Raw genomic sequence first — 12,972 nt, 5'->3', positions numbered from 1 at the left:
GTCCGGCGATTGCGGCGAAATGCCTGGTCAGGCCGAGCGCCTCGATCAGCGCCAGCGAGTTGGCCTCGTACTTGTTGGTGCAGATGGCCAGGAGATAGCCGGCATCTTCGAAGCGCGCGATCGCCTCGACGACGCCGGGGTAGGGGCGCGATTTGCCGGGGATGTTGATCGTGTAGTGGTCGAGGAACAGTTTCAGCAGCCGGTCGTGCTCCTGGACATCGAGCGACCGCTGCTGGGCCGCGTGCGCCCGTTCGATCATCACGCGGCCGCCGTGACCGACAAAGCGCCTGAAGCCGGCTTCGTCGACCGCCGCGAGCGCGCTGGCGGCAAGGCTGTGGTTCAAGCTGTCGAGCAGGTCCGGCGCTGTGTCGATCAGCGTACCGTCGAGGTCGAAGACGATGATCGGTCGGGTCATGGTCAGTCCTGCGCAGATTTGTACAAGGGGGAGGCGATAAAGGCTGCGACGCGTCATGGCAAGCTGACTGGGGGCAAGCCGGCTTGGCAAAGCTCGCTCAGGCAGCCCAAGAGCTGGACATTTCGCGGCGAGCCGCCAGACATGAAAAACCCGCCACGGCGGCGGGTCGCTGGCGCAAATCAGCACCATCGACAAATATGTAGCATAGCTGCCGTCACCGGATCAAGAAAAAATTCCTATCATGGCTGCCCGCGCTCATTGTCCGCGCGTGCACAACATGCCTCTCGCCAACAGCGGTAGGCCACTGCCAAGGGCTTTGACCAGACCGGCAAAGATGCTAGGAGCCCAAAACGTCAGGTTTCGGGGCAGCAAGCGGCATGGATGCAAGGCAATTGAAGGTCGAAGCCGCACGCGCGGCGCTCGCCCATGTGAGCGACGGCATGCGGCTCGGCATCGGCACCGGCACCACGGCCGAAGAGTTCGTGCGGCTACTGGCCGAAAAGGTCGCCACCGGCATGACCGTCATCGGCGTGCCGACCTCGGAGCGCACCGCGTTGCTGTGCCGTGAGCTCGGCGTGCCGCTGTCGACGCTAGAGGAAACGCCTGAGCTCGATCTCACCGTCGACGGCGCCGACGAAGTCGATCCGGAACTGACCTTGATCAAGGGCGGCGGCGGCGCGCTGCTGCGCGAGAAGATCGTCGCTGCGGCGTCCCAGAGCATGATCGTCATTGCCGACCGGTCGAAGATGGTCGAGACGCTCGGCCGTTTTCCACTGCCGATCGAAGTCAACCAGTTCGGCCTGCGCGCCACCGAAATCGCGATTGGCGCCGCGGCTGAAAGGCTCGGTCTTTCCGGTCCGGTCACATTGAGGATGACGGGGGACCAGGCTTTTGTTACAGACGGCGGCCATTTTATCCTCGATGCATCTTTTGGCCGCATTCCGGATACAAGAGCGCTTTCGAATGCTCTCCACGCCATTCCGGGCGTGGTCGAGCATGGTCTTTTCATCGGGCTGGCTTCAGCGGCCATCATCGCCGGCGGCGACGGTATCCAAACCGTCCATGCCGCCCGAAAACCAGGGAGTTCTACCGATCATGATGTTGCATAACCGGGTTCGCAGCCTTTGCGCCGTTCTGGCGGCTTCAGCCGTTCTTGCCTTCTCTTCGCCGGCGTTTTCACAGGATGTCACGGAATCGCACCTGAAGGCCGCCCGCGCCGCGGTCGCGGCGATCCACGCGACCGACCCGTTCGACAACATCCTGCCGCAGGCGGCCGCCGCGCTTGAGTCGCAGCTCATCCAGAAGAACCCGGACATGCAGGAACTGATCGGCAAGACCATCAGCGAGAAGGCGCTGGCGCTGGCTTCGCGCCGCGCTGACCTCGAGAAGGAAGCAGCACTCGCTTACGCAAAAGTGTTCTCCGAAAAGGAACTGACCGATATCGCCGCCTTCTACAATTCCGATTCGGGCAAGAAGCTGCTCGACAGCGGCCCGACGGTGACCCGCGACCTGGTCAAGGCAGCCGACATCTGGCAGAACGGCCTCGGTCGCGATCTTGCCCAGCAGGTCGGCGAAACGCTGGCGGCTGCCGCCAAGGCAAAGGCGCAGGCAGCACCAGCGGCGCCCGCGGACGGAGCCGCTCCGGCGGATGACGCAGCACCGGCCGATGGTGCGGCCCCCGCGGACAACAACTGATCCTGCATTTCAAAACGGCCTAGAGCCCTGGGGCTCTAGCTCTTTATTTGAGCATGATCTTTTCCGAAAACCGGATTCCACTTTTCGGGATCATGCTCAAGCGGCCATCAGCAAAAGCCCGGCTTGTCCGGGCTTTTCTTTTGACGTTTTGCGGCCTACCTGTCTCTCACATTTCTGAAGCCTAGGGAGCCGCGTCATGGCCGGTTACGACTACGATCTTTTCGTCATCGGCGGCGGCTCGGGCGGGGTGCGCGCGGCGCGCGTGGCGGCCGCGCTCGGCAAGCGCGTCGGCATCGCCGAGGAATACCGCTATGGCGGCACCTGCGTCATCCGCGGCTGCGTGCCGAAAAAACTCTATGTCTATGCCTCGCAATTTCCCGAGCATTTTGCCGATGCCGCCGGCTATGGCTGGACGGTGCCGGAAGCCAGTTTCGACTGGCAGACGCTGGTTGCCAACAAGGATCGCGAGATCAGCCGGCTGGAGGCGATCTACAAGAGGAATGTCGAGGGCGCCGGCGGCGAGGCTTTTCATTCGCGCGCCATGATCGTCGACCCGCATGTCGTGCATCTTCTCAGCGAGGATCGCACCGTCACATCGGACCAGATCCTGATCGCCACCGGCGGCCGCCCGGCGGCGCATCCGGCGCTGCCCGGCCACGAACATTGCATCTTTTCCAACGAGGCTTTCGACCTCAAGGAGCTGCCCAAGGCGATCATGATCGAAGGCGGCGGCTACATCGCCGTCGAATTCGCCAACATCTTCCACGGCCTCGGCGTCGACACCACGCTGGTCTATCGCGGCAAGGAGATCCTCAGCCGCTTCGACATGGATCTGCGGCGCATGCTGCACGAGACGATGGAGAAGAAGGGGATAAAGATCCTCTGCCATTCCGTATCCGAATGGGTGCGCAAGCGGCCGGACGGCCGGCTCGACGCGCTCGTCAGCGGCGGCAAGGTGCTGACGGTCGACCAGGTGATGCTGGCCATCGGCCGCATTCCCAACACCGAGAATATGGGCCTGGAAGGCATCGGTCTGGAGATGACCAAGACCGGCGCGATCGCGGTCGACGAATACTCGCGCACCAACGTCGACAACATCTGGGCGATCGGCGACGTCACCAACCGCGTACAACTGACGCCGGTGGCGATCCATGAGGCGATGTGTTTCATCGAAACCGCCTTCAAGGGAAATCCGACCGCACCCGACCACCAGACGATTGCGACCGCAGTGTTTTCACAGCCGGAGATCGGCACCGTCGGCCTGTCTGAGGACGATGCCGTCAAACGATTCTCCGACATCGAAATCTACCGCGCGACATTCCGGCCGATGCGGCACACGCTGTCCGGGCGCGACGAGAAGATGCTGATGAAGCTGGTGGTCGATGGCGCGTCGAAGAAAGTGCTTGGCGCCCACATATTGGGGCCGGATGCCGGCGAGATGGCGCAGCTTCTCGCCATTCCGCTGAAAGCCGAGCTGACCAAGGATGATTTCGACCGGACAATGGCGGTGCATCCGACAGCGGCGGAAGAACTGGTCACCATGTACAAGCCGACCTATCGCGTGAAGGACGGCGAGCGCGTCGGCTGATGCCGGTTGGCTCGTCGCCAAGGGAGCAATCAATGCCCGCACCGCTCGACCATGACTTTGGCGGACGCGTCGATCAGGTTGTCGATAGGGCCGTCGAGGAGGAGCGCATTGTCGGCGCGGTGATCCTCGTCGCCCGACGCGGCGAAACCCTATACAGCCGCGCCGCCGGCCTTGCGGACCGCGAATCCAAGAAACCGATGGCGGCGGACGCGATCTTCCGGCTGGCGTCGGTGACCAAACCCGTCGTCGCGACCGCGGCACTTGCGCTTGTCGAAGCCGGCGTGATCGGCCTCGACGATCCCACGACGAAATTCATCCCTGAATTCCAACCGAAACTGGCGGACGGCAGCGAGCCCGTCATCACCCTGCGACAGCTGCTGACGCATACCGCCGGCCTGAGCTACGGCTTCCGCGAGGCAGCCGACGGACCCTATCATCGCGCCGGGATCTCCGACGGTCTTGACCAGCCCGGCCTTTCGATGGCCGAGAACCTCAGCCGCATCGCCTCGGTGCCGCTGTCCTATGTGCCGGGAACGGGCTGGGGCTATTCGGTGGCGATGGATGTGCTGGGCGAGGCCATGGCGAGAGCCACTGGCGCCACCCTGCCGGAGCTGGTCGATCGCCTGGTCGTCCAGCCGCTCGGCATGGATGACGCAGCCTTTGTCGTGCGCGATCGATCGCGGCTGGTGACGCCTTACGCCGATGGACCCGGCAAGGCCATCGCCATGGGCGAGCAACATCGCGTGCCCTTCGGCGATGGCGCCATCTCATTTTCGCCTGGGCGCGTCTTCGATCCCGCGTCTTTCGCCTCGGGCGGCACCGGCATGAACGGCACCGCCGGCGACGTCCTCAAGCTTCTTGAGGCGCTGCGTTCCAGGGGTGGATCGGTCATCCGCCCCGAAACGGCAGCGGCTATGACCACGGACGCAATAGCGGGCCTGGAGACCACCATGCCCGGCTGGGGCTGGGGTCTCGGATTTGGCGTCCTGCGCGACCCGCTTGCCGCGTCGACGCCCCAGGCCGCCGGCACCTGGCGCTGGGGCGGTGTCTACGGTCATTCCTGGTTCGTTGATCCGACGCTCGACCTGACGGTGGTGACGCTGACCAACACCGCCATATCAGGCATGACGGGCGCCTTCCCCGATGCACTGCGCGACGCGATCTATGGCAGGCAGGCCTGACACAGGGAAGGTCGGAACCCCCGCCGGCGATGGCCGGCGGCGGAGACAGGTGTGCCGCTCAGAGCAGCGTTCCGCGCAGGATCACCAGCGCCACCGAGAAATAGATCACCAGCCCGGTGACATCGACCAGCGTGGCGACGAACGGGGCCGATGCGCTGGCCGGATCGAAGCCGATGCGTTTCAAGGCGAACGGCAGCATCGACCCCGACAGCGAACCGAAGGTGACGATACCGACCAGTGCCGCGCCGACCGTCGTGGCGATCAGCGGCCAGTGCGGGCCATAGTCGTAGAAGCCCATATATTGCCAGAGCGCGATGCGGCAGATGCCGACCACGCCCAGCATGGCGCCGAGCACGAGGCCAGTCGGCAGTTCGCGCAGCGCCACCCGCCACCAGTCACGAAGACCGATCTCGCGCAGCGCCAGCGCCCGGATGACGAGCGACGTCGCCTGCGAGCCGGAATTGCCGCCCGAGCTCATGATCAACGGGATGAACAGCGTCAGCACGATCGCCTTCTCCAACTCGCCCTCATAGCTTTGCATGGCGTTGGCCGTCAGCATCTCTGAGATGAACAGCGCGCACAGCCAGCCGCCGCGCTTCTTGATCATGGCGAGGAAGCTCATCTTCATATACGGCTCGTCGAGGGCTTCCATGCCGCCGAAACGATGGACGTCCTCGGTCGTCTCCTCGATCATCGTGTCGATGATGTCGTCGATGGTGACGATGCCGAGGATCTTGCCGTGATCGACGACCGGGACGGCAAGCAGATCGTATTTGGAGATCGTCTGTGCCAGGGTTTCGCGATCGGTCAGCGGGCTGACCGTCACCGGAACACGATCCGGCGCCACCGTCATGATCGAGTCGTCCGGCTCACCGGTGATCAGCCGGCGCAGGCCGGTCGACCGCACAAGCAGGTGCGTTTCCGGATCGACGATATAGATCGCGTAGACGGTCTCGCGCGTCCGCTCGACCTTGCGGATGTAGTCGAGCGTGCGGCCCACGGTCCAGTCCGAGGGTACGCTGACGAACTCCGTCGTCATGATCGATGCGGCACTGCCTTCGGGATAACCGAGAATGGAAAGCAGCGTTACGCGCAGCGGTGGTGCAAGCCCGCCGAGCAGCTCGGAACGGGCCGGCTCGTCGAGCTCGCGCAGGATGTCGGCGGCGCGGTCGACCGACATGGCGGTGAGCAGCTTGCCCGCCTTGGCGCGCGGCAGCGCCTCCATGAGTTCGGACGCGCCGTCGAGTTCGGGCTGGTCGAAGATCTCGACCAGCCGCTCGAACGTCACTTCACAAAGCAGTTCCGTCGCGGTTTCCCGCGGCTCCCTGTTCAGGGCCTCGACAATGTCGGCGACGTGATCATTGGCTAGGATACGGGCGATGGCGACGGCCTCGTCGCTCGCTACGGCGGTAAATTCGTTCATGGCTCACTCCTTGCCGTCCGGCAGGACATGAACCATTAGAGGTCACGTCTAGGCGGACGGCGGTTGCGTTCGACTGTGACTGTCGCCAGGCATGGCGCGGTGACCTTTCCGCTTGCGGGTTCGCGTTTGACTGTCTGCAAGCGGGCGCAACATAGGAGCGCGCCTTGCCGTGTCAATCGCGGTGAGGAAGGAAAATGCCGGCGGGTTGCCGAGATCGCGCGACTGTGATCGCAGGCCGCCGCATGACACGGCCGGCTCGGATCAGAGCGTCTTTATTTCTGCTTTAGCCGGCGCGAGAAACGCAGCCACTTGTCCTCGACCGGCCTTGGGACCGGCCTTGGCTGCGCGAGAATGGTGGTGAGTTCGACAGGCAGGGTCGGAACCAGCGGCTTCTTGGTGGCGACGCCGTCGGCGATCGCGACGATGCTGTGATAGAATTCGCTGCCGGTCATCGATCGCGGCGCCACCGCCTCGTGCATGACGCTGATCACCGTGACATCGGGGCAGTTGTCCTTGATGGCCTGGTGGAAAGCAATTTTGCCATCGGGGTCGAGCGCGCCGGTTGCCTCGTCGAGGAACAGTAATCCCGGTTGCTGCAGCACGATGCGGGCCACCACCAGCTTCTGTTTCTGGCCACCCGACAGGACCTGATCCCAGCTTTTGCCTTCGCGGTTTTCGTCGGCCATGTGCTCGATAAAGTCGCCCAGGCCGGCCTTGTGCAGCGCTGATGCGACCTGCGCGTCGCCATGGTCGTGCTCGGAGCCGGGCAGGCAGACTAGCTGTTTCAGCGACACCGGCTGCAGCTTGACCTCCTGGGCAGCATAGAAACTCTTGACGCCTTCGGGGAAGACAATGGTGCCGCGGCCATAGGGCCACAGGCCGTTGATCGCCTTGATCAGCGAAGTCTTGCCGCAACCGGACTCGCCTTTCAGGAAGGTCCATTCGCCGCGCCGGAAGCGCAAATTGGCGGCACTGAGGAAGGGCGTCGCATCCTCGCCCTGATGCGCCAGTTCGAGCTTCTGGATGGTCAGACCGAAAACCGGGTTCTGGCTGGCATAGTGGAAGTCGGAGCGGCCGGTCTGGCTGTAGAATTCCTGCGGATGCTGGACATTCTCGATCGCATTGGCCAGCTCGGTGACACGCTGGCTGTTGGCGCGCAGCGTGGCGATGGCGGGCATGACGTGGATGAACCACGAACACTGGCCGATCAACGAATTGACCAGTTCGGAGCCGGTTATGTAGCCCTTGAGATCAAGGCCGTTGTGGATGAACGGCACCAGGCCCGGTCCGTAGGCGACAATGCGGGCGCCGATGAAATTGTAGATCAGCTCGAACGACATGTAGACCGTGTTGACGATGTTCAGCCGCGTCCAGGTGCCGTCGATATCGACATAGAGCCGGCCATGCATGGTCCTTTGCACGCCTTCGCCCTGAGACGCCGCGACATGGAAGCTGCGGCGCAGGAACGTCGTCAGCTCGCCGCGATAGCTGCCCTCGGCTTGCTGCATCCTGACGTTGAGGCGCTCGAGCAGGCCGCCGAGCTTGACCGCGATCCATGTGTTCAGCGGCACATAGGTGGCGACGGCCAGGAAGGCGAGGACAGCGCTGCCATAGTTGCCGAGGAACTCCAGCCCCTTCACCTCGACGGAGTTTTCGAGCAGCTTCTGGCCGACGAAATAGAGCGAAGTGGCGACGCCCAGCACGCCCATGGCGAGCCCGATGGCGCCGCCGGTCATGTCCTTGATGGATTCCTGGACGCGCTGATCGATATTGTCGGGGGCGGGCGCGCCGCTGCCGGTCGACGCATGCTGCGCATGGAAATGCGTATGATTGCCATCCAGCAACGCTTCATTGAAGCGGCTGTCCAGCCAGCCGCGCCATTTGCGGTGCAATGTCGCTGAGACAAGGTTGCGGATGCCAGTGAAGCCGGCGTCCTTGAGCAGGACCAGCAGGACGAGGATGCCGGCATTGACCAGCAGCGAGCGAAGCGGCGTGGTGTTGGCCGCATCATGGAAGAAGGCGATCGAGTTGACCAGTTCGCCGGAGGCTTCGGCGAACCAGACACCGGCCTTGCTGGACAGCGCGGTGAGCAGCGCAATCACCAGCGTCAGTGTCCAGGCTTCTTTCCAGCGGTCCGAGACCCAGTAGGCCCGCATCAGGCCCCAGAAGCTGCGCATCGACGATACCGGCGTCAGAAGCGATCGCCCTGCGGCATCGCGAGGTGTTTTTTCCGGTACTGACTCTTGCGATGGTCTACCGACCCGAATCACGATCCCGCCCAAACCTTTTTTCTTTTGTTACGGATGGTAACACCAATTGATCATTTTCCATTAATTTTTAAAGCTGGCCAAACTGATTACACCCAACGGCCGTTGCCAAGAGGCAACAGATGACACGCCGAAATATAGCGACAACAGCCGGCAAAAATCAGGATATCGTTATTGATTTCAAACGCTTGATCTGCGGAGACATGCCGTCGATGAAGCTTCCCTTAGGGAAGGTTATCGCACGGTTTTGTGAACTCGAAATCGTACGGATCGAGCGATTTTCTCAGAGCGGGCTGGCCCGAACATCGGAAAATTTGCCGTTCGTGACCTCGCCAGGCTTGCCGTTATCGTCCTTGCCGGAGGCAGGAAGTGACCGGAAAATCGTCCGAGCGGCGCGTTCCGTCTTGTCGGGTCAGCTCAGGAACTGCGTTTGACAATTCATCCGTTCGGGATTGAACCTTGCCTGGCATTGTCGACACTCATGCATGTCCGGTTCTCCAACAAGGAAGCTCCCAATGCTTGCACGCTCGGCCGCAATCCTGTTCCTCTTCGCCTGGCTGCCCCTATTTGCCTCTGTACCTTTGGCCCATGCCGCCGAGCAGGGCATCCCGGCAAGCGCCGACGGCCAGATCGAGTTCAACACGCCATCCGGCAACATCGGCTGCATCTACACGGCGAAAGGCGGCACCAGCACCTATGAGCCGAAGGATGGCGGCCCGGAATTGAGTTGCTCGCGCGTCGAGCCGAGCTATGTCACCATCATCCTGGGCCCCAAGGGACCGGCGACACTGATCAAAAACCCAGGCGAGCAAGGCTGCTGCAGCGATGTCGACAAGCTTGGCTACGGCAACAGCTGGAGCGCAGGACCGTTCTCGTGCCAGTCGTCAACCAAGGGACTGACCTGCACGGCCACAAACGGCCATGGATTTTTCATCAGCAAGGCCAAGGTGACGGTGAAGTAAGACTTGCTCCTGTCGGGAAAGGAGAAGGTGGCCGGCCTCAGCCGACCTTTTCCAATTCGCCGCGCGCCTTGGCAGCCGCCACCTGGCGAATGGCATCAGCCAGGGTATCGGCATCCTGCGCGCCCATGACCGCGTATTTGCCCTCGAGCAGGAAGCACGGCACGCCAGATATGCCCATTCGCGACGCGGTGGCGATCTCGGTGCGAACCGCCTCGACATCGGCGTCAGTCGGCAAAAGCGTGGCAACGACGGACGCGTCCATGCCGGCCTCGCGCGCGGCTTCGATCAGAACGGCATGGTCGCCGATGTTGGCGCCTTCCTCGAAATTCAGCTGGAACAGCCGGCGCACAAGCCTGTTCTGCACGGCTTCGCCGGCGGCACCCGCCCAGCGGATCAGGCGGTGCGCATCCAGCGTGTTCGGCGCTACCTTGATGGTGTCGAAGGCGAAGGAGATGCCTTCGACTTCGCCGAGCGGCTCGATGCGGCCATGAATCTCGCGGATACGCTCGTCACTGCCGAACTTGGCCAGCATGTATTCGTGGCGATCCTTGCCTTGCGGCGGAATGGTCGGATCGAGCTGGAATGGCCGCCAGCGAATATGCACGTCAACATCGCCGACAGCCGCGATCGCTCTGTCGAGCCGCTTCTGCCCGATGAAGCACCATGGGCAGACCACATCGGACACCACATCGACGGTGATGGCGTTCATCTCGCTCATCTCGATCTCCTGTATCTTCAATTTGGCTTGCGCCACCAGGTCGGCAGTTGATAGCCAAATATGGGCGTCTTTTGCGGATGTTCCAGATAGTTCCAGTAAGCAATCCATTGCTGCGTGTTGTGCTGCATCGGCACCATGTAGTTGCCGGAGATCAGCAGCCGGTCGAGAACGCGAACCGCAGCGACATAATCCTCCTTCGAGCGGGCGCGCAGCATCGCTTCGATTGCCGCGTCCACCGCCGGATCGGCGACGCCGGCAAGATTGAACGAGCCTTCCGTCCTGGCCGCGGCCGAACTCCAACGCCCGGTCTGCTCGATGCCGGGCGACAGCGAATTGTTGAAGCCGCTCGATCCAACCAGGACCTCGAAATCGAAGCGCTGCTTGCGCGACTGGATCTGATCGCCGTCAAGGCTGCGAATGGTGACATTGATGCCGATCTTCTCCAGCGTGCGCTGGTAGATGCCGGCAAGGCGCTCCTCGTCCTGCGAGGCGGTCAGTATCTCGAAACCGAAAGGTTTGCCCTCGGCATCGAGCATTATCCCGTCCTGCACATGATAACCGGCGCTTTTCAAGAGATCGAAGGCTGCCTTCAGCACGCGGCGGTCCTGGCCGGATCCGTCAGTCACCGGTGGCCGATACGTGCCGTCCATGACATTGGCCGGCACGCGGCCGGGGTAGGGCGCCAGAAGCGCCTTCTCCCTGTCGTCGGCCGGATGACCGATCGCGGAAAGCTCCGAATTCTGCCAGTAACTCATCGTGCGCGTGTATTTGCCGCCAAACAGGTTCTTGTTGGCCCATTCGAAGTCGTAGAGCATGCCGAGCGCGCGCCGCACGGCCGGATTGGCGAATTTCTGCAGCCTTGTGTTGAACAGGAAGCCGGTCACGACGGGCGGAATGCCGGTGTCGAAGGTTTGCGCGACCACATCGCCCTTGTGGAAGGCCGGAAAATCGAGATCGCGCTCGCGCTTGACCGGGTCGCTGTCATCGTCGATGGCGCAAAGGCCTTTCTTGAACGCTTCGAGCTTGGCGTTGGCGTTGAGGAAATACTCGATGGTGATCTGGTCGTAATTGTCGAAACCGCGCTTGGCAGGGACATCCTTGCCCCAGTAATCCGGGTTGCGCTTGAACACGATGCGCTGGCCGGGCTGTACCTGCGCGATCGTATAGGGACCACTGCCGATCACCGGCTTCAGCGTCGTCTTGTCGAAGGTCTCCTTGTCGAAGGCGTGCTTCGGGATGATCGGCGTCAGCGCGATGATCAGCGGGAATTCGCGATCGGCCTTGTCGTTGAAGGTGAAGCGCACACTGTGGTCGCCGGTCTTTTCGAGCTTGGCGACCCTGGCCATGCGGTCGCTGTAGGGCGGTCGCCCTTTCTCGGTGTAGACGTCATAGCTGAACAGCACGTCCTCCGGCGTCACCGGCTGGCCGTCCGACCACTTGGCTTTCGGATTGAGGTGGAATTCGATGCTCTTGCGCTCGGGATCCATGTCGGCCGTGTCGGCCAGCAGCCCGTAGAGCGTGAAAGCCTCGTCGGCATTGCGCTGCATCAGCGGTTCGAAAACCAGATTGCCGAAGATCGTGTCCATCATGCCGCGCGCCGTCGTGCGCAGGCTCTTGAGGATGAAAGGGTTGAGATTGTCGAAGCTGCCGACGACGCAATAGGTGATCGAGCCACCCTTCGGCGCATCGGGATTGACGTAGTTGAAATGCGTGTAGTCGGGCGGCAGCGCCGGTTCGCCCTGCATGGCGATCGCGTGCTTCGGCTCCGATGCGGCCGGCTGATGCGAAAGTGCGAGAAACGATATCGCGGTGATCAGCCAAACAAGAACGCGGCCCATGACCGTCTCCTTACTGGGTCGGCTTGATGATTCGGTGTGCACCCTAGCATGAGGCGGCTGCGCGCCAGCCAACCGCGCGCTCAACAATTGCTCACGTCGGGCTGGATTCGGCCTCGCTTGCAGTGTAACACGCCCTCCGAAGTCATTCTGTTGCCTCATTTCGGCAACAGGTAGCTGGACCACACGGCACGAAGAAGCCGGTCCCGGGATCATTTGAGAGGAAGTGCACGACATGACGAGCCTGAACAGCAACGCGTACCGCCTGTCGGTCATGGCCGCTGGCGTGATCGGCTTTCTGGGCGCAGGACTTCCCGCTGCTTCCGCACAGCAGCAACAGCAGATTCCGCAAGGCTGGTTCAAGGCCTGCACCAAGCAGGAAGACGTCGACATCTGCAATGTCCAGAACATCACCACCGCCGGCAATGGCCAGCTGGTCACCGGCGTCAGCTTGATCGAGCTCAAGGGCAAAGTGAACCGCAAGGTGTTCCAGGTGACGGTCCCAACCGGTCGTCTGGTGCCTCCCGGCATCGGCCTGCAGATCGACACCGGCAAGGCGCAGAAGCTCGACTATGTGATTTGCTTCCCGGATCGTTGCGTGGCCGAAGTGCCGCTGACCGATCAGCTTGTCGCCTCGTTCAAGAAAGGCCAGGCGATCACGCTGACCTCCGTCAATTTCCAGAACCAGCCCAACCCGATCAAGATCGCCCTGCAGGGCTTCAGCGGCGCCTATGACGGCCCGGCGCTGCAGCAGTCGGACATCGAGGACCGGCAGAAGAAGCTTCAGGACTTCGTCGCCAAGAACAACCAGGATTTCGCCAAGAAGCTCAAGGAAGAGCAGGACAAGGCGAAGACCGCCAACTGATCGGCCGATATCGCCGAGCCAAT

General features: G+C 62.4%; 11 protein-coding genes. 6 read left to right on the top strand and 5 right to left on the bottom strand.

All coding sequences use genetic code 11. The features are described 5' to 3' along the window. Window positions 1-415: HAD hydrolase-like protein (locus EN993_RS04600; protein ID WP_127262508.1), on the bottom strand; the 415-nt coding region annotated here is incomplete at its 3' end. A 377-nt stretch (window positions 416-792) separates the two neighbouring features. Between EN993_RS04600 and rpiA the strand changes: the two genes are divergently transcribed. The 4 genes from rpiA to EN993_RS04580 all read left to right on the top strand — a co-directional run bounded on the left by rpiA (window position 793) and on the right by EN993_RS04580 (window position 4,879). Beyond that, window positions 793-1,524: a ribose-5-phosphate isomerase RpiA gene (gene rpiA / locus EN993_RS04595; protein ID WP_127262507.1), complete on the top strand. Its 732-nt coding sequence runs from the start codon at window positions 793-795 to the stop codon at window positions 1,522-1,524. Then, window positions 1,511-2,110 (top strand): DUF2059 domain-containing protein, encoded by a 600-nt coding sequence (locus EN993_RS04590; protein WP_109671253.1) that lies wholly within the window; start codon window positions 1,511-1,513, stop codon window positions 2,108-2,110. The genes rpiA and EN993_RS04590 overlap by 14 nt, the downstream gene beginning before the upstream one ends. Before the next feature lie 196 nt (window positions 2,111-2,306). After that, window positions 2,307-3,698 carry a glutathione-disulfide reductase gene (gene gor / locus EN993_RS04585; protein WP_127262506.1) on the top strand — a complete coding sequence of 464 codons (1,392 nt, stop codon included), beginning with the start codon at window positions 2,307-2,309 and terminating at the stop codon, window positions 3,696-3,698. A gap of 32 nt (window positions 3,699-3,730) precedes the next feature. After that, the gene (locus EN993_RS04580; protein WP_127262505.1) at window positions 3,731-4,879 is read left to right on the top strand and encodes a serine hydrolase domain-containing protein; all 1,149 of its coding nucleotides are present in this window, start codon (window positions 3,731-3,733) and stop codon (window positions 4,877-4,879) included. A 58-nt stretch (window positions 4,880-4,937) separates the two neighbouring features. Here EN993_RS04580 and mgtE read toward each other — a convergent pair whose 3' ends face one another. Together mgtE and EN993_RS04570 are read right to left on the bottom strand one after the other, a co-directional pair. Next, a complete protein-coding gene (mgtE, locus tag EN993_RS04575) occupies window positions 4,938-6,302 on the bottom strand; it encodes a magnesium transporter (RefSeq protein ID WP_109671256.1) in 1,365 nt (454 codons plus the stop codon). 272 nt (window positions 6,303-6,574) lie between these two features. After that, window positions 6,575-8,479 (bottom strand): ABC transporter ATP-binding protein/permease, encoded by a 1,905-nt coding sequence (locus tag EN993_RS04570; protein WP_164548693.1) that lies wholly within the window; start codon window positions 8,477-8,479, stop codon window positions 6,575-6,577. Between the two features lie 605 nt (window positions 8,480-9,084). Here EN993_RS04570 and EN993_RS04565 point away from each other — a divergent pair. Next, window positions 9,085-9,531 carry a hypothetical protein gene (locus tag EN993_RS04565; protein WP_109671257.1) on the top strand — a complete coding sequence of 149 codons (447 nt, stop codon included), beginning with the start codon at window positions 9,085-9,087 and terminating at the stop codon, window positions 9,529-9,531. A gap of 37 nt (window positions 9,532-9,568) precedes the next feature. On the opposite strand, the gene EN993_RS04560 is transcribed toward EN993_RS04565, so the two are convergent. Both EN993_RS04560 and EN993_RS04555 read right to left on the bottom strand, forming a co-directional pair. Further along, a complete protein-coding gene (locus EN993_RS04560; protein ID WP_109671335.1) occupies window positions 9,569-10,249 on the bottom strand; it encodes a DsbA family protein in 681 nt (226 codons plus the stop codon). A 17-nt stretch (window positions 10,250-10,266) separates the two neighbouring features. Beyond that, entirely contained in the window at window positions 10,267-12,087 is a 1,821-nt protein-coding gene (locus EN993_RS04555; RefSeq protein ID WP_109671258.1) for an extracellular solute-binding protein, read from the bottom strand. Window positions 12,088-12,319: 232 nt separating this feature from the next. On the opposite strand from EN993_RS04555, the gene EN993_RS04550 reads away from it, so the two are divergent. Next, a complete protein-coding gene (locus EN993_RS04550) occupies window positions 12,320-12,949 on the top strand; it encodes an invasion associated locus B family protein (protein ID WP_109671259.1) in 630 nt (209 codons plus the stop codon). Window positions 12,950-12,972 lie beyond the last annotated feature (23 nt).

It is taken from the genome of Mesorhizobium sp. M7D.F.Ca.US.004.01.2.1 (genome assembly GCF_003997785.1).
Classification (GTDB): domain Bacteria; phylum Pseudomonadota; class Alphaproteobacteria; order Rhizobiales; family Rhizobiaceae; genus Mesorhizobium; species Mesorhizobium loti.
Note: the sequence above shows the minus strand (reverse complement) of the source record. Positions and strands in the feature narration are given on the sequence as shown.